Origin of the sequence: Xanthobacter luteus, from assembly GCF_040049235.1 — a bacterium.
Classification (GTDB): Bacteria; Pseudomonadota; Alphaproteobacteria; order Rhizobiales; family Xanthobacteraceae; genus Xanthobacter.
Map to the genome: position 1 here is coordinate 1,524,190 of NZ_JBDZDO010000001.1, position 16,832 is coordinate 1,541,021.

General features: G+C 70.2%; 16 protein-coding genes. 8 read left to right on the top strand and 8 right to left on the bottom strand.

Annotated elements, in window-relative coordinates:
- Positions 1-4: 4 nt before the first annotated feature.
- Positions 5-436 carry an AtuA-related protein gene (locus ABLE88_RS07465; RefSeq protein WP_348830807.1) on the bottom strand — a complete coding sequence of 144 codons (432 nt, stop codon included), beginning with the start codon at positions 434-436 and terminating at the stop codon, positions 5-7.
- A complete protein-coding gene (locus tag ABLE88_RS07470) occupies positions 433-1,800 on the bottom strand; it encodes an acyclic terpene utilization AtuA family protein (protein WP_348830809.1) in 1,368 nt (455 codons plus the stop codon). Before ABLE88_RS07470 ends, ABLE88_RS07465 begins: the two co-directional genes overlap by 4 nt.
- 149 nt (positions 1,801-1,949) lie before the next feature.
- On the opposite strand from ABLE88_RS07470, the gene ABLE88_RS07475 reads away from it, so the two are divergent.
- The gene (locus ABLE88_RS07475) at positions 1,950-2,855 is read left to right on the top strand and encodes a LysR family transcriptional regulator (RefSeq protein WP_348830810.1); all 906 of its coding nucleotides are present in this window, start codon (positions 1,950-1,952) and stop codon (positions 2,853-2,855) included.
- Positions 2,856-3,090: 235 nt separating this feature from the next.
- Positions 3,091-4,377, top strand: coding sequence for a glycerate kinase type-2 family protein (locus ABLE88_RS07480; RefSeq protein ID WP_510182860.1), 1,287 nt, complete (start codon positions 3,091-3,093; stop codon positions 4,375-4,377).
- Positions 4,378-4,406: 29 nt separating this feature from the next.
- Here ABLE88_RS07480 and ABLE88_RS07485 read toward each other — a convergent pair whose 3' ends face one another.
- Positions 4,407-4,652, bottom strand: a complete 246-nt coding sequence (locus ABLE88_RS07485) for a hypothetical protein (protein WP_348830811.1) — start codon at positions 4,650-4,652, stop codon at positions 4,407-4,409.
- 103 nt (positions 4,653-4,755) lie between these two features.
- The gene (locus tag ABLE88_RS07490) at positions 4,756-5,628 is read right to left on the bottom strand and encodes a LysR family transcriptional regulator (RefSeq protein WP_348831111.1); all 873 of its coding nucleotides are present in this window, start codon (positions 5,626-5,628) and stop codon (positions 4,756-4,758) included.
- A 151-nt stretch (positions 5,629-5,779) separates the two neighbouring features.
- Between ABLE88_RS07490 and ABLE88_RS07495 the strand changes: the two genes are divergently transcribed.
- Positions 5,780-6,961 (top strand): MFS transporter, encoded by a 1,182-nt coding sequence (locus ABLE88_RS07495; protein ID WP_348830812.1) that lies wholly within the window; start codon positions 5,780-5,782, stop codon positions 6,959-6,961.
- Positions 6,962-7,167: 206 nt separating this feature from the next.
- On the opposite strand, the gene ABLE88_RS07500 is transcribed toward ABLE88_RS07495, so the two are convergent.
- On the bottom strand, positions 7,168-8,667 hold the full coding sequence (locus ABLE88_RS07500; RefSeq protein WP_348830813.1) for a phosphomannomutase/phosphoglucomutase: 1,500 nt from the start codon (positions 8,665-8,667) through the stop codon (positions 7,168-7,170).
- Positions 8,668-8,861: 194 nt separating this feature from the next.
- Here ABLE88_RS07500 and ABLE88_RS07505 point away from each other — a divergent pair, with 194 nt between their 5' ends.
- Complete coding sequence (locus tag ABLE88_RS07505; RefSeq protein ID WP_348830814.1) at positions 8,862-9,167, top strand: hypothetical protein; 306 nt, start codon at positions 8,862-8,864, stop codon at positions 9,165-9,167.
- A gap of 171 nt (positions 9,168-9,338) precedes the next feature.
- Here the strand turns inward: ABLE88_RS07505 and hisS are convergent, their stop codons facing one another.
- Positions 9,339-10,892 (bottom strand): histidine--tRNA ligase, encoded by a 1,554-nt coding sequence (gene hisS / locus ABLE88_RS07510; protein ID WP_348830815.1) that lies wholly within the window; start codon positions 10,890-10,892, stop codon positions 9,339-9,341.
- 453 nt (positions 10,893-11,345) lie between these two features.
- Between hisS and ABLE88_RS07515 the strand changes: the two genes are divergently transcribed.
- Positions 11,346-11,978, top strand: a complete 633-nt coding sequence (locus tag ABLE88_RS07515; RefSeq protein ID WP_348830816.1) for a GNAT family N-acetyltransferase — start codon at positions 11,346-11,348, stop codon at positions 11,976-11,978.
- A 41-nt stretch (positions 11,979-12,019) separates the two neighbouring features.
- Here ABLE88_RS07515 and ABLE88_RS07520 read toward each other — a convergent pair whose 3' ends face one another.
- Positions 12,020-12,349 (bottom strand): SMR family transporter, encoded by a 330-nt coding sequence (locus ABLE88_RS07520; protein ID WP_348830817.1) that lies wholly within the window; start codon positions 12,347-12,349, stop codon positions 12,020-12,022.
- A 301-nt stretch (positions 12,350-12,650) separates the two neighbouring features.
- Here ABLE88_RS07520 and ABLE88_RS07525 point away from each other — a divergent pair, with 301 nt between their 5' ends.
- The 3 genes from ABLE88_RS07525 (at position 12,651) to sfsA (ending at position 15,576) form a co-directional block, all read left to right on the top strand.
- On the top strand, positions 12,651-14,435 hold the full coding sequence (locus tag ABLE88_RS07525) for an amidohydrolase (RefSeq protein ID WP_348830818.1): 1,785 nt from the start codon (positions 12,651-12,653) through the stop codon (positions 14,433-14,435).
- 276 nt (positions 14,436-14,711) lie between these two features.
- The gene (locus ABLE88_RS07530; protein WP_348830819.1) at positions 14,712-14,858 is read left to right on the top strand and encodes a hypothetical protein; all 147 of its coding nucleotides are present in this window, start codon (positions 14,712-14,714) and stop codon (positions 14,856-14,858) included.
- 4 nt (positions 14,859-14,862) lie between these two features.
- Positions 14,863-15,576 carry a DNA/RNA nuclease SfsA gene (gene sfsA, locus ABLE88_RS07535; RefSeq protein WP_348830820.1) on the top strand — a complete coding sequence of 238 codons (714 nt, stop codon included), beginning with the start codon at positions 14,863-14,865 and terminating at the stop codon, positions 15,574-15,576.
- Positions 15,577-15,780: 204 nt separating this feature from the next.
- Here the strand turns inward: sfsA and ABLE88_RS07540 are convergent, their stop codons facing one another.
- Entirely contained in the window at positions 15,781-16,812 is a 1,032-nt protein-coding gene (locus ABLE88_RS07540) for an ABC transporter substrate-binding protein (protein ID WP_348830821.1), read from the bottom strand.
- Positions 16,813-16,832 lie beyond the last annotated feature (20 nt).

The window sequence follows — 16,832 nt, forward strand, 5'->3', positions numbered from 1 at the left end:
AATGTCAGGGTCTTGGTGTTGCCGGCGCGGCCGTGGCCGCGGCCGGAGGGGCGAGCGCCTGTGCGAGGTCCGCCGGCACGCGGACCTCGAGGGCGAGGAGCAGGAAGGAGAGCGACTTGCCGTGCCCGTCGAGGCCGAGCGAGGCGTTCACCCCGCCGTCCAGCACGTCGTCGAGCACGAAGTTGAAGGCGAAAAGGTTCGGCAGGTCGTAGCGCACCACCCGGCTCGGCTTGCGGGCGGCGAACAGCGCGGCGACCCGCTCGGCCGTCACCTGCGCGGCGATCAGGGGGAAGGCCTCGGGCGTGCGGCAGACGAGCGCGAGGTTCAGCCGGTTGCCCTTGTCGCCTGCGCGCGCATGGGCAACGAGGCGCAGCGGCACGCCGACCTCGGCGCGGGCCGGCGCCGGAGCCGGATCGCGGATCGCCTGGGGGTTCATGGCGCCACCTCCGGGCCGAGCAGCGACATGGCGGGCGAAACGAGGTCGCGCTCCACGAGGCACGAGGCGCTGGCAAGGCGCGGCGTCAAATGGCGCCGCACGCCCGCCCCGCCCGCGGGCCCGGCGCAGTAGAGCGCCTCCACCTCGTCGAGCAGCAGGCCGAGCGCCGCGGTGTCCGCGCTCTGGGCGCTGAAGCGCAGGCGCACGTCCGCGGCGCGGCTTTCCGGGAAGGCGGCGGCGAGCGTCGCGCCGGCGGTGTCGTTGAACAGGCTGGCGATGCCGATGGCGTCCACGCGCACGGCCAGATCGGGCGCGCGTTTCGTCAGGCGCGCCAGCACCACGTCGGCGGCGAGCCGCGCGCGGGCGGCGGCACCGGGGCCGGCATAGGAGATTTCCGCCTCGGCCAGCAGGCCGGCCTCGACGCAGACGGTGGCCTTGAGCGTCTGCGGTCTCGGACGCCCCCGCGCGCCCGAGACCCGCACGCGGTCCACCCCCACCTCCGCCACCTGGACGCCGGTGACATCCAGCACCACGTCGGGCGTGAGATAGGCGGCGGGATCGTGGATCTCGTAGAGGATCTGCTCGGTCACGGTGAAGCGGTCGATGCGCCCGCCGGTGCCGGGCGGCTTGCCGATGACGAAGGTTCCGTCGGCGGCGATCTCCGCCACCGGGAAGCCCACCTCGTCGAGGCCGGGCACGTCCTTGATGCCCGGGTCGGCGAAATAGCCGCCGCTCACCTGGCTGCCGCATTCGAGCAGGTGGCCGGCGAGGGTGCCGGCGGCGATCAGGTCCCAGTCCTCGTCGCGCCAGCCGAAGGCATGCATCAGCGGGCCGAGGGCAAGGGCGGGGTCGGCGACGCGGCCAGTGACGACGATGTCGGCACCGGCGTCGAGCGCGTCGGCGATCGGCCGGGCGCCGAGATAGGCGTCGGCGGAGACCGGCACCGGATGGCCGGCGAGCAGGCGCCCGCCCACCTCGCGCGCGGCGAAGCCCGCCGGGTCGAGCCGGCCGGCGAGGTCCGCCCCCTCCACCACGGCGATCTTGGGCGCGCGGCCGAGGGCGCGGGCCATGGCGGCGATGCGGCGCGCGCCCGCCTGGGGGTTGGCGGCGCCGAAATTGCCGACGATGCGGATGCCGCTCTCAAGGCACCGCGCCAGCACCGGCGCGAGGAAGGCCTCCAGCGCCGGGCTGTAGCCGGCGTCCGGATCGCGGCGCCGGGCAAGCTGGCACAGAGCGAGGGTGCGCTCGGCGAGGGTCTCGAAGATCAGGAAGCGCGGGCCGTCGAGGCCGGCGAGCATCTCCACCACCGGCACCGCAGCGTCGCGCCGGTCGCCGGCGAACCCGGCCCCGCTGCCGATGCGCACGATCCCGCCCGCGCCCAAGCCTCGCTCAAAGCCCCCGTCCATGCGTCCGCCTCGCATCCCGCCCGTCTGGCGCGGGCGTGGGGAGAGCCTAGACAGCGGCTATTCATCAAGTCAAATAGCGTAATACGATGGATTATGAGGTTGGCCTTATGAACATTACCATCCGCCAGCTGGAGGTGTTCGCGGCCGCCGCCCGCGCGCCGAGCTTCACGCAGGCGGCGGGCCTGCTGGGCATCTCGCAGCCGGCGCTGAGCGAAACCATAAGGCGCATCGAGCAGGAGCTGGGCCTGCGCCTGTTCGAGCGCACCACCCGCAAGGTGGCGCTGACCGCCGACGGGCGCGCGCTCGCGGGCCTCGCCGAGGAGGTGATGCGCGACGTGCGCTCGGGCCTGAAGGACCTCGCCGAGCGCGGCGCGCGGCGCCCGCGCATCGCCATCGCGCTGCTGCCCTCGGTCGCCTCCGCCATCCTGCCGCAGGCGGTGGCGGGGCTGCGCGCGCGCTTTGCCGAGGCCGAGGTCTCGGTGTTCGACGTGCTGCACGAGCGCGCCTCGGCTCTGGTGGAGGACGGGGTGGCCGACATGGCGGTGACCATGCGGCCCGCCGGCGACGCGCTCGCCTTCGAGCCGCTGGGCGCCGACCGCGTGCACCTGCTGATGCCGAGGGGCCATGCGCTGGCCGGGCGCAGCCCGCTGCCCTGGGCGGCGCTTGCCCCCTACCCGTTCGTGGCGCTCGCCCGCACCACCTCGGTGCGCCGCATGGTGGACAATGCCATGGCGGCGGCGGACCTCGCCTTGGGGCCGCGCTACGAGGTGGAGCAGATCCCCTCCGCCGTGGCCCTCGTGGCCTCCGGGCTCGGCATCACCGCTCTGCCGGAGCTGACCTTCGCCATGTTTCCGCGCAAGGGGGTCGCCATGCGCCCGCTCCAGGCGCCGGTGGTGGCGCGCGGCCTCGGCCTCCTGACCCGCGCCGGCCGCGAGCTCTCCCCCGCCGCCGCGGCGCTGGCCGCCGCCGTGCGCGCCGCCTTCCGCGACGCCGGCCTCGCGCGCGCCGAGTGATGGGCGGACGCAGCGATAGATTGCCTGCGGCGCAGGGCGGCGGCGGGGGAAGGATTGCCCGCTGCGCGGGAGTCCTGCGCTGGACCCCGGCTCGGCGCTCCGGCTGCCGCCGTCGCTGGGCCGGGGAACGAAGGCGCCCGTCTTTTCCCCCCGCGCGAAGCATCCTTGTCGGCCGGTGCATTGATAGGGCGGGGCCGCCGGTCTAGTGATCGGCGGCCAGAACAAGAACCAGGAAATGCCCGTGCCGGACATGCCCGAGACCGCCCCCACCGCCGCCACGATGAGCGACCGGGAGATCCTGCTCGCCCTGTTCGAGACCGCGCTCGCCGCCGCTTTGCCGGAGGGCAAGTTTTCCGGCCGCCTGCCGCAGCCGCCGAAAGGGCGCACCATCGTCATCGGCGCCGGCAAGGCCTCGGCCCGCATGGCGCGCGCCTTCGAAGAGGAATGGGGCCGGCCCTGCGAGGGGCTGATCGTCACCCGCTACGGCCACGGCTGCGCCACCCGGCACATCGAGATCGTCGAGGCCTCCCACCCGGTGCCGGACCAGGCGGGGCTCGACGCGGCGCGCCGCATCCTGGAGCTCGCCCGCTCGGCAGGACCAGACGACCTCGTGGTGTGCCTGATGTCGGGCGGCGCCTCGGCGCTCCTCACCTTGCCGGCCGAGGGGCTGACGCTCGCGGACAAGCAGGCGCTCAACCGCGCGCTGCTGAAGTCCGGCGCCCCCATCGGCGTGATGAACAAGGTGCGCAAGTCGGTTTCCGCCATCAAGGGCGGGCGGCTTGCCGCCGCCATCGCCCCGGCGCGCGCGGTGACCTATCTCATCTCCGACGTGCCGGGCGACGATCCCGGCGCCATCGGCTCCGGCCCCACCATCCCCGAGGCCTCCGACCCCGAGGCGGTGCTCGGCCTGCTGAAGGCCTGGAAGGTGCAGGTGGACGCGACCATGGAGGCGGTGATCCGCGCCAACAAGGTGGCGGGCGATGCCATCGCCGGCCAGGAGGTGCACATGATCGCCACTCCGCTGATGGCGCTCGAGGCCGCCGCGCAGAAGGCGCGGGACCTGGGCCTCGCCCCCCTGATCCTCGGCGACGCCATCGAGGGCGAGGCGCGCGAGGCGGGCATCGTCTTCGCCGGCATCGCCGCCGCGGCGGCGCTGCATGGTGTGCCGGCGCGGGCGCCGTGCGTCCTGCTCTCGGGCGGGGAGACCACGGTGACGGTGCGCGGCAAGGGCCGGGGCGGGCGCTCGGTGGAGTTCCTGCTGTCCCTCGCGGTGGCGCTGAAGGGCATCGCCGGGGTGTCGGCGATCTCCTGCGACACCGACGGGGTGGACGGCACCGAGGACAATGCGGGCGCCTGGTTCGATGCCGCCATCCTGACCGAGGCCGAGGCCAAGGGCGTCGATGCCGAGGCCTTCCTCGCCAACAATGACGGCTACAGCTTCTTCTCCGCCCTCGACCGGCTGGTGGTGACCGGGCCGACGCTGACCAACGTCAACGATTTCCGCGCCATCCTGGTGCGCTGAGCGCGGCGGGCATGCCCCCCCCCCGCGGTTCAGGTGCGGGGAGCATCGCGACTCGATGCCCGTCCTTCGGCGCTTGCCCTTCGGCGCTTGCCTTGGGGCGCCTCGACGAGGGCGTCCAGCTTGCGGTTGATCTGGCCCAGCTGGAAGGCGACGTATTCGAGCGCGTTGGCCACCCGCATGTCCGGCGCGAGCGAGGCGCCGGCGGCCCCGCTCGGGTCGAAGTCGCGCTCCAGGCGCAGCTTGGCGCGCTCGTTGATCACGGGCTTCTCGGTCATGGGGGTCCTCCCGTCCAGTGCCATCCCGGTTCAACGCCGAAGGCCCGGCGGACGATCCATCGCCCGCGCATCACCCGCTGCTTGGCCCGTGAAGCGGCGGTTGTCAGATCCGCACATTGGCGGCGAGGAAATCCACGAACGCCCGGATGCGCGCCGAGAGCGGGCCGGAGCCGCCCATATAGACCGCATGGACCTCCGAGAGGTCGCCGGGATTGAGGTGCTCCAGAACCGGCACCAGAAGACCCGCCGCCACCTCGGCGCGCACCTGGAATTCCGACACCCGCACCAGGCCGAGGCCGGCGAGCGCCAGTGCCTTGATCGCCGCCCCGTCGCTCACCAGCGCGTTGCCGTCCGGCGGCACGGTGAGGATGCCGCCCGCCCCGTCCAGGAACGGCCAGCCCTCGACCATGCGGGTGAAGCAGAAGCGCAGCCGGTTGTGCCGCTCGAGCTCGCGCGGGGTGCGCGGCAGACCATGGCGGGCGATGTAGGCTGGCGCTGCCACCACGATGTTGCGGCTCTCGCCGAGCTTCTTCGCCACCAGGCGCGAGTCGCGCATGGGGCCAACGCGGATGGCGACGTCGGCGCGCTCGTCCAGCAGATCCACCACCGTGTCGGTGAGCGCCACGTCGACGCTCATCTCCGGATGGCGTTCGAGAAAGGCCGGCAGGAGCGGCAGCAGATGGGCCATGCCGAAATGCACCGAGGTATTGACCCTGAGCCGCCCGCGCGGCGCCGCTCCGGCCGCGGCCTCCTGCTCGGCGGCGGCGATCTCGTCGAGGATGCGGACCGCGGAGGCATAGAAGGCGGCGCCTTCGGGCGTGAGCTGGAGCCGGCGGGTGGAGCGGTTCAGAAGCCGCACGCCGAGCCGCCGCTCCAGCCGCGCCATCAGCTTCGAGACGGCCGAGGGCGTCAGGCGCGACAATCGGGCGGCGGCGGAGAAGCCGCCCTGCTCCACCACGCGCACGAACACCTCCATCTCGCCGGAGCGGTTGATGTCCTGGCTCAAGACGCCTGGCCCATTGCTGATTTCAATTCATGAATGCTGTGATTGCTCGCATGCTAGTTCACGGCCGCGGCGGGGTCCATGCTGCACCGCACATCGTCCCCTACCCCGGACCCGAACCACCATGCCCGTCGCTCTCTACGCTCTCGCCGCCGGCGCCTTCGGCATTGGCGTCACCGAATTCGTCATCATGGGCCTGTTGCTGGAGGTCGGCGCCGATCTCGGCGTCTCCATCTCCTCGGCCGGCCTGCTGATCTCCGGCTATGCCTTGGGCGTGGTGGTGGGCGCGCCGCTGCTCACCGGCCTCACCGCCCGCTGGCCGCGCAAGCAGGTTCTGCTCGGCCTCATGGTGGTGTTCACCCTCGGCAATCTCGCCTGCGCGCTGGCGCCCAGCTATGGCTGGCTGATGGCGGCGCGGGTGCTCACCTCGTTCGCCCACGCCACCTTCTTCGGCGTCGGCTCGGTGGTGGCGACCGGCCTGGTGCCGGCCAACAAGAAGGCCTCCGCCATCGCCATCATGTTCACCGGCCTGACGCTCGCCAACATCCTCGGCGTGCCGTTCGGCACCTGGCTCGGCCAGATCGCGGGCTGGCGCGCGACCTTCTGGGCGGTGACCGGCATCGGCCTCGCCGCCGTGACGGTGATCGCGCTTCTGGTGCCGCGGGACCGGCAGGCGCCCGAGGCGACAAGCCTCGCCGACGACCTCAAGGTGCTGCGCCGCCCCGCTTTGCTGCTGGGGCTCGCCACCACGGTGCTGAGCTGGGTCGGCGTGTTCGCGGCGTTCACCTATATCGCCCCCATGCTGACCCGCCTGTCGGGCTTCTCTGAGGGGGCGGTCTCGCCCATCCTGCTGGTGTTCGGCGCCGGCCTCGTGGTCGGCAATCTCGCCGGCGGCCGGCTCGCCGACAAATGGCTGGTGCCCACGGTGTTCGGCTCCCTCGCGGCGCTTTCCCTGGTGCTGTTCGCCATGACGCTCGGCATCCACCACCCGGTCACCGCGGTGGTCTTCGTCGGCGTGCTGGGCGCCGCCGCCTTCGCCACCGTGGCGCCGCTGCAGATGTGGGTGCTCGAGAAGGCGAAGGGCGCCGGGCAGTCGCTGGCCTCCTCCTTCAACATCGCCGCCTTCAACCTCGGCAACGCTTTCGGCGCGGCGCTGGGCGGCCTCGTGATCGACTTCGGGCCGGGATTGTGGGCGCTCACCTTGGTGGCGGGCGCGGTGCCGCTGCTCGCCATGGCGACGGCCTATGGCGCGGTGCGCGTGGAGCGGGCGGGGGCGATGGCGCCGGTGCCGGCGGCCGGGGAGTAGGGGCGCGGCCGGCGCGCCCCTCGCCGTGCCGTCGCCCCGCCGGGAGAAGGTTTTCCGCAGGGGAGGAGGGTTCGCCAAGCGACGCGACGCGGCTTCCTCTTCCTGAGGGAGCGGGATGGGATGAGGGGTTCCGCCGCCGGGCCGCGGCGCCGGTCCCCAGGCCGACGGACCCTCCGGTCAAGCCGGAGGGCGACGGCGGTGCGCCCTCAGATCTTCTGGTTGTACTCGCCCACCTCGGGGTGGGTGCGCAGCACGCCGTCCACCTCGGCGAACATCTCGCGCATGCGCGCTTCCGACACCGGGCTCTCCACCACCACCACCAGCTCCGGCTTGTTGGAGGAGGCGCGCACCAGGCCCCAGGACCCGTCCTCGCAGGTGACGCGCACGCCGTTCACGGTGACGAGGTCGCGGATCTTCTGGCCGGTGACGAGCGCGCCCTTGGCGGCGAGATCCTCGTAATACTTCACCACCTGGGCGACGATGCCGTACTTCGCCTCATCCGCGCAGTGGGGCGACATGGTGGGCGAGGACCAGGTCTTGGGCAGCGCCTCGCGCAGCTCGGACAGCTTCTTGCCGGGGTTGCGGTCCATCATGTCGAGCACGGCGATGGCGGAGACGAGGCCGTCGTCATAGCCGCGGCCCACGGGCTTGTTGAAGAAGTAGTGGCCGCTCTTCTCGAAGCCCACCAGCGCGCCGGTCTCGTTCACCCGCCGCTTCATGTAGGAATGGCCGGTCTTCCAATAGTCCGCCTTCGCGCCGAGCTTGATCAGCTCGGGATCGGTGGCGAACAGGCCGGTGGACTTCACGTCCACCACGAAGGTGGCGTTCGGGTAGATCTTGGCGAGGTCGCGGGCGAGCATCACGCCCATCTTGTCGGCGAAGATCTCCTCGCCCAGATCATCCACCACGCCGCAGCGGTCGCCGTCGCCGTCGAAGCCCAGCGCCAAATCGGCGCCGTGCTCCAGCACCGCGTCCCGCATGGCGTGGAGCATCTCCATGTCCTCGGGGTTGGGGTTGTATTTCGGGAAGGTGTGATCGAGCTCGCAGTCGAGCGGGATCACCTCGGCGCCTAGCGCCTCCAGGATGCGCGGGGCGAAGGCGCCGGCGGTGCCGTTGCCGCAGGCGGCGATCACCTTGATAGGGTGCTTGAGCTTCGGCCGGTCGGTGAGGTCCTTGATATAGACCTCCGGGAAGTTCTCCACGAAATGGTAGGCGCCGCCGCCCCGGAGGTCGAATTTCGCGCCGAGCACGATCTCCTTCAGCCGGGTCATCTCGTCGGGCCCGAAGGTGAGCGGGCGGTTGACGCCCATCTTCACGCCGGTCCAGCCATTGTCGTTGTGCGAGGCGGTGACCATGGCCACCGCCGGCACGTCGAGCGCGAACTGGGCGAAATAGGCCATGGGCGACATGGCGAGGCCGATGTCGTGCACCTTCGCGCCGGCTGCCATGAGGCCGCTGACCAGCGCCAGCTTGATGGCGGAGGAGTAGGACCGGAAATCGTGGCCGGTGACGATCTCGGGACGCACGCCCATCTCGTGCATGAGCGTGCCGAGGCCCATGCCGAGGGCCTGCACGCCCATCAGGTTGATTTCCTTCTGGAACAGCCAGCGCGCGTCGTATTCGCGGAAGCCTGTCGGCTTCACCATGGGCTCGGATTCGTACGCATAGGTGTTGGGCACGAGGACGGGCTTCGGCACAGGAAACATCGGTTGAATTCTCCGCATGGCTGAAGGCTATAGGTGTTGGATACCACGAATTCGTGACTGCACGAACGAAACGCCGGCTAAATGCACACCGCTGTTCAACCCGAATTGCCTGTGCTAGCCAAACCTTGGCCCTGCGATCTCACCGTGATCGTTGGTTGGCGCACTATTGCGCTTCTGGCCTTTGGGGGGACCTCATGTCTGCCACCATTCTCAATCTCATCATCCAGCTCATCGCCGGCGCCGCGGGCGGCAACGGCATCGCCGGCGCGCTGAAGAACCTGTCGCTCGGCCCGTTGGGCAACACCATCGCCGGCGCCATCGGCGGCGTGGGCGGCGGCCAGATCCTTCAGTTGCTTCTGCCGGCCCTCGCCAGCGCTGCCACCACCGGTAATTTCGACGTCGGCTCCATCATCGGCCAGGTGATCGGCGGCGGCGCCGGCGGCGCGATCCTGACCCTGGTGGCCGGCCTCATCAAGAACGCGATGGCCGGCAAGGCCTGAGCCCAGCCGGCTCGGCCCTGCTCCGCACGACGCCTGAGGGCGGCTCATCCTCTTGCGCCGCCCGCTAACGTGTTGACGAAGGACGCTCCCCTTCCCCTTGTCGGCGAGGCGCGGCGAGGCGCGGGGGGGCGCCGAACCTCGGCGGAGGTGGCGTTCGCCTCGACCGCCCCCTCAGTCCGCCAGCCCCAGGCTGCCCTCCGCGCGTTGCTCCAGGATCGCGCGGATGGCGGCGACCATCTCCGCCTCGGGCACGGCAAGCTGCGCCGGGCGGGCCGCGCGATATTCGGCATTGTCGGCGATCGAGGCGGCGATCCTGGCGCCCTCCACCAGATCCTTGATCTGCACCTCGCCGGCGGCCTTCTCGTTCGAGCCCTGGATCACCACGGCCGGGGCGCCGCGCCGGTCGGCATACTTCATCTGCGCCTTCATGCCGGCGCCGCCCAGATACATCTCGGCGCGAATGCCGTTGGCGCGCAGCTCCGCAACCATCTTCATGTAGTCGGCGATGCGGGCGGGCTCCTTGTCCATCGCCAGCACCACCACCGGGCCGATCTGCGGGTCCGCGTCGAGCTTGCCCAGCGCCGCGAGCGCCGCGAGCAGGCGCGAGACGCCGATGGAGAAACCCGTCGCCGGCACCTTCTCGCCCCGGAAGCGCGCCACCAGCCCGTCATAGCGCCCGCCGCCCGCCACCGAGCCGAAGCGCACCGGGCGGCCGTCCTCGTCGGTGATCTCGAAGGTCAGTTCCGCCTCATAGACCGGGCCGGTGTAATATTCGAGCCCGCGCACCACCGAGGGGTCGATCCTGACCCGATCCCCATAGCCAGCGGCCGCCACCAGCGCGGCGATCTCGGCCAGTTCGTCCATGCCCGCCTTGAAGGTGGCGCTGGAGACGAGGCGCGCCGCCAGCTCGATGTCGCGGCCCTCCATTTCGAAGCTCACGCCTTCGGCGGTGGCGCAGATGCCTCCGTCGAGCATGGCGAGCACCAGGGAGGCCTGGGCCTCGGTGAGGCCGGCACCCTTGGTGAAGTCGCCGCTCTCATCCTTGCGGCCGGCGCCGAGCAGCAGCTTGACGCCCGCGATGCCGAACTTGTCGAACTTGTCCACCGCGCGCAGCACCGTCAGGCGGCGGCCGAAATTCTCGTCGCCGCCGAGGCCGATGGCCTCCAGGACGCCGTCGAGCACCTTGCGGTTGTTGACCCGCACCACATAGGAGCCGCGCGGAATGCCCACCGCCTCCAGCGTGTCGGCGGCCATCATGCAGATCTCGGCGTCGGCCGCCACCGTAGGCGCGCCCACCGTGTCGGCGTCGAACTGCATGAACTGGCGGAAGCGCCCCGGCCCCGGCTTCTCGTTGCGATAGACATAGCCGGCGCGCCAGGAGCGGTAGGGCTTGGGCAGCCTTTCGAAATGCTCGGCCACGTAGCGCGCCAGCGGGGCGGTGAGGTCGTAGCGCAGCGAGAGCCACTGCTCGTCGTCGTCCTGGAACGAGAACACGCCCTCGTTGGGCCGGTCCTGGTCCGGCAGGAACTTGCCGAGCGCGTCGGTATATTCGAACGCCGGGGTCTCCAGGGCCTCGAAGCCATAGAGCTCGTAGACCGCGCGGATCCTCTCCAGCATCGCCCGCGTGGCGGACAGCTCCGCGCCTGAGCGGTCGGCGAGGCCGCGGGGAAGGCGGGCCTTCGGTCCGTCCTTGGGCGTGTCCTTGGGCTTGTCGATGCTGGCCATGGGTGTTCGGGTGCCCGCTCGGTGTGGATGGGGCCTCTTAGAGGAGCCGTGTGGGCACGGCAAGGCTGCGCCCGTTGGCGGTCGCCCCCGGCCGCCGGGCCAGCCGGGCAGGCGGCGGCCGATTCGCGCGCAGCCCGATCACGGCTGAATGAGGGCCGAGCCCTGATTGTGCAGCGCAGCGGAAATGCGCGGCACGCATAGCACCGGAATTCGTATGCACACCCATGTCACTAGCGGGATCAGGTCGACATCTCCGGGGGATGGGCTCGGAACCATTCAGGTCAGATCCATTGACCTTTGCTGCGTTGCACCTAAGTTCCGCAGCGGAGGAACCCCGGGGGCATCCGAGGAGAGCCGAGGCGCATGCGCTTCGGCGGGTGTCGTTGGCGAGAACGCTGCCGGAGCAGAGCGAAGTGCTCGCGCCGGACGACGACGCCAAGTCTGGAGACCACCATGACCGATCAGGTCACACCGGGCATCATCCGCAAGCTGTGGGCCGGGGAGGCTGAGATCTTCCGCGATCACCTCCTGCGCCTTGATGTGGAGAGCCGCCGGTTCCGGTTCGGCTCGGCCGTTTCCGCCGAGTTCGTCGAACGCTATGCCTCCCGCGCCTTCCGCTCGGGCGCCATCGTCCACGGCTGCTTCGTGGACGGGGTGCTGCGCGCGGCCGCGGAGCTCTATCCCATGGGCGACGTGCTGCCGGGGGAGGCGGAGGCCGCCTTCAGCGTCGAGCACGATTTTCAGAACCACGGCCTCGGCACCCAGCTGCTGGAGCGCGTGATCCTCACTGCCCGCAACCGCGGCATCCGCACGCTTTTCCTCAACTGCCTGGCGCAGAACCGGCGCATGCAGCAGATCGCGCGGAAGTTCGCCGCCGACCTCACCTTCGATAGCGACGAGGTGGTCGCCGAACTCACCGCCGCCTTCCCCACCGCTTTGTCGCTGGCGCGGGAGGCGGCGGCGGACGCCCAGGGCATGGCCGGCGCCGTGCTTCAGGCGCAGCGCCTTGCCACCGGCCGCATGTTCGACCTGTTCCTGCCGCAAGTTCAGGAGGACCCGCCCGTGCCGGAGCTCGTGCGGCCCTGATCCGCGCGGGGCGCGGCGGGTCCGCGCCCCCTCTTTGCCGCTCAGTGGGCGACCGATTTCGAGAACAGGTTCACCACCAGCACGCCGGCGATGATAAGGCCGAGCCCGATCAGAGCCGGAAGATCCAGCGCCTGCCGGTGGTAGAGCCAGGCGAAGCCGGTCACGAGCACGATCCCCACCCCGGACCAGATGGCGTAGGACACGCCGACCGGGATTTCCCGCAGCGTCAGGGACAGGCAATAGAAGGCGGTGGCGTAGCCCACCGTCACGATCACCGACGGCACCAGGCGGGTGAAACCCTCCGCCGACTTCAGCGCCGAGGTCGCCACCACCTCGGCGACGATGGCCACGAACAGATAGACATAGCTCACGACACCCTCCCCCTGGCCTGCACCGCGTGAACCAGGCGCCGGACAACCCGGCGTGTCAACGCCGAGCGCCTGCGACCCTATTGCGCGCCGGCTGCGGCACCCGCCGAAAGATCATGCCCGCCGCGCCCGAGCCGAAGACCGGAAGCCCTGCCGCGCCATCAATGGCGGGCTCTCAAACACGCGTTGATGAAATGCCGCGAGCTGCAAGCTTCACTGGACATTCGTGAACCCGCCCTGGTCTATGTCAAATTGCAGGACAGACGCCGCTACCGAAGGCGCCGGACGACCAGGGAGGCTCACTATGTGCCGTGGCTGTTTCAATCAGCTCTTCTTTCGTGATGAACTCCATACCAGCGGCCTTGCCGGGCTCCTCGGCAATGTGGTCGGCACGCCCACCCGGCGCGCATTCATGGCCTATTCGGTCGGCGCCGCGGCGGTGCTGAGCGCGGGCGGCTCTGCGTCCGTCTCGGCGGCGGAGGGCGGCGCCGACCTCATTCTGCAAGGTGGCATAGTGCGTCCCATGCCGGGCGCGCCGGTCGCATCGGCCGTGGCCGTCAAGGACGGCAGGGTGCTCGCCGTCGGCAGCGCGAGCGACCTTGCGGGCCTGAAGACCGCCAGCACCCGCATGGTCGACCTGAACGGGCGCACCCTTCTGCCGGGCTTCATCGATCCGCATTGCCACACGATTCTGGCGGCGCTGATCTTCGAGCTGATCGACGATGTCGGGTACGCGAAATATCCGACCCATGACAAGGTCGTGGCGCATCTGAAGGACGAGGCGGCCAAGACGCCGAAGGGCCAATGGATCGTCGGCTCGAACTACGACAACCTCCTGCAGGGAGGCGACTTCACGCTGGCGGCGCTGGACGCGATCTCCACCGACCATCCCATCTTCGTCTGGTACACCAATGGGCATGACGCCTGCGTCAACTCCGCGGCGATGAAGGCCGCGGGCATCACCGAGGCCATCGGCGATCTTCCCGGAGGCGGGCACTTCGGCCGGGACGCCAACGGCAAGCTCAACGGCATGGTCTTCGAGGAAAGCGCGATGCTCAAATTCGCGGTCCACTTCCTCGGCAAGATCACGCCCGAGGTCGCCGCCAAGGCCGTCACGGATTTCTCCAAGCACGTCAGCGCCGTCGGCAACACGATGATGCACGAACCGGGCACCATCCAGTCGGCGTGGATCGCGCCGTTCGCCAAGCTCTCCAACACGCTGACCTGCCGCACCAGCGGCAGCGTCATGTACGAGGACATGAAGGGGCTGGAGCCCTGGCGCAGCCTCGGCCTCGGACCGAAAGCCGCCACGGTCGACAATTCCCTGTTCTCGCTCTACGGCATCAAGATCGTCGGCGACGGCTCGAACCAGACCGAGACCGGAGCGCAGACCAAGCCCTATCTGAACACGAGCTCAAAGGGCACGCCGAACTTCGACGCGGCGCAGATGAAGCAGATGGTCGCCGGGGTGAAGGCTTTCGGGATGCCGGTTCTGATCCACTGCAACGGTGACTATACGATCGACATCGCCCTCGACGCGATCGAGGCCGCCTATGCGGGCGCGACCGAATACGGCGTGAACCGCATCGAGCACGCGACCATGGCGCGCCCCGACCAGATCGCGCGCATGAAGCGGATCAACGTGCAGCCAACCTTCCTGATGAACCATGTGCGCCTTTATGGCGCCGCCTATCGGGACCAGCTCTTCGGCCCCGAGCGCGCCGCCTTCATGGATCCCGCCGGCGCCTGCATCAAGGCCGGGGTGCCCTTCACCCTGCACACCGACGCGCCCTGCTCGCCGCCGGGTCCGCTCGCGCTGATCAGCACCGCCGTGACGCGCCGCTGCATCATCGACAAGTCCGTGGTGGGCGCCGATCAGGCGATCTCGCTCGACGACGCGATCCGCGCCGTGACCATCAACGCGGCCCGCCAGATCGGCCAGGGTGACCGCATCGGCTCGCTGGCGGCCGGCAAGGAGGCCGACTTCACCATCCTGGAGGCCGATCCCTACACGGTGGGTCCGGACGAAATCGCCAGCATCAAGGTCAGCGAGACCTGGGTGGCGGGGCAGCAGAAGTTCGCCGCGTAGTCCGCCGCAACCGCCGGCCGCCGGCAGTGGCCGGCGGCCTTGAAGCACGGGCGCTGCCGGATGGCGCGGCACGCGCGATCCCCGGCCAGGCCGCGGCGCGCCCGCTTGGAGATCCATCGCCAGCGCCAAGCGCGAGTTGCACCGGTGATGGAACGCACGATCTGCCTCCCGTCGGGCGCGCCGTCCCCAAATCTTCGCCTCCGCCGCCGCTTCAGCCTCGCTGTCGTGCTGGCGGAGATGATAAACAGGGCTGCTCGCACGCACTCTGGGGCTGCCATGACCGACGACGCCTTGCGTCCTTTCTCCTTCACTCCCTCCGATTCGGATCTTGCGGCGCGTGCGCGCGGCAGCTTCGCCCGCCGGCCCCCCGGCGGCTGCCAGATCCTGATCCGCCTTGGCGGCAAGAGCGGCGCGCGCGCCTGAGCCCATGCGTTTCCCGGCCCCCCTCGTGCCGGCGCGCCTGGTGCGCCGCTACAAGCGCTTCCTCGCCGACGTGGTGCTGGAGGACGGCGCCGAGGTCACTGTCCACGTGGCCAATTCCGGCGCCATGCTGGGGCTCGTGGCGCCGGGCGCCCGCGTCCTGCTCTCGCCCGCATCGGGGCCGGGGCGCAAGCTACCGTTCGGCTGGGAGCTGGTGGAGGCGGATTTTGGCGCCGGGGCGGAATGGGTGGGCGTCAACACCATGCATCCGAACCGCCTGGTGGCCGAGGCCATCGCCGCCGGCCGCATCCCCGCGCTTGCCGGCTATTCGCGCATGCGCAGGGAAGTGAAATACGGCCGCAACAGCCGCATCGACATCCTGCTGGAGGATGACGCCCGCCCGCCCTGCCTCGTGGAGGTGAAGAACGTCCACCTCATGCGCCGGCCGGGAGCGGCGGAATTTCCGGACTGCGTCACGGCGCGCGGCGCCAAGCATCTGGTGGAGCTGGGCGAGATGGTCCAGGCGGGGAGCCGCGCGGTGATGGTCTATCTGAGCCAGATCGGCTCGGCGCGGCAGATCGGCTTCGCGCGCGATCTCGATCCCGGCTACGGCGCCGCCTTCGACAGAGCGCGGGCGCTGGGGGTGGAGGCCATCGGCCTCGTGTGCCGGCTCGATGCGCAGGGCATCGAGGTCGACCGGCCCGTGCCGGTCACCGGCTGAGCCCGCGGCCGCCCGGGACAATGAAAATGGCCGCTGCCCCGAACTCGGAAGCAGCGGCCCAGTGGCGCCGAAGTCGAGCGCCTTGCACCACGGCAGTCTCGCCGTTTCGGTCAGCCGCGCGCCGTCTCGCTCACGATCGCGGCGCGCGGTGTTTCGGGCTTCGCCCGGCGCTCAAGCGGCGCTCAAGCGGCGCTCACTTGGCGCTCACTTGGCGTCGTAGGCCTTCCAGAGCGGCTCGAAGGACACGTCCACCACGTCCTTGTAGGCCGGCGCCGGCTCCTTGATGAGGCCGTTCGGCACCAGCAAGTCCATGGTCTTCTGGATCATGTCCTCGTGCATGTAGGGCACGTAGGTCTTGGCCTGGGTCTCCACCGAGATGCGCATCGCCTTGGGCTGGCTGTCGCCATATTCCTTGAGCGCGATCCGCGTCACCTCTTCCACGTTCTTGGGATCGGCGATGAACTTCTGCGCCCGCACGATCGCGCGCACCACCTTCTCGGCGATCGGCCGGTTCTTGGCGAGATAGTCCCGCGTCGTCTGCAGCACCACGTAGCCCATGTCCTGGAACAGCTTGGGGCCCTGGCCCAGGGTGGTGTTCACCACATAGACCCACTCGCCGAGGCCTTCGACCGCGATCGGCCCCCACGGCTCGGTCACCATGGCGGCGTCGATCTCGCCCGCCTTGCCGGCGGCGAGCTGGCGGTCGGCGCCGCGGATCGGCACCAGGACCGCGTCCTTCTCCGGCTCGATGCCGGCGGTCTTGAGGATGTAGCGGGTGGACACGTCGGTGAAGCCGCCGCGCGAGAGCGTGCCGATCCGAAGGCCCTTCAAGTCCTCGACCTTGGGTGCCCGCCCGAGCTTGTCGGCGATGTCCTTGCGCATGATGATCGCGCCGGCATAGTTCGACTGGATGTTCATGATCGTGACGATCGGCTGGTTGGCCTTCGCCGTCTTCACGTTGTTCTCCAGCGCCCCGTTGAGGAACTGGAGCGAGCCGCCCATCAGGGCCGCGGTGGCCGGCGGGCCGCCGGCGAAGTATTCGAGCGTGACGTTGAGGCCCTCGTCCTTGAAGAAGCCCTCGTCGCGCGCCACCACCAGCGGCAGGCCGAAGATGGACTTCACCGAGATGCCGATATTGAGCGGCGTCTGCTGGGCGGATGCCGGCGCGGCCAAGGCCAGGCCGAGCGCGACGATGGCCGTGGCGGCGAAGCGGCGCCGGGTGTGTTCTCCAATCATGGCGTTTTCCCTCGAGAAGT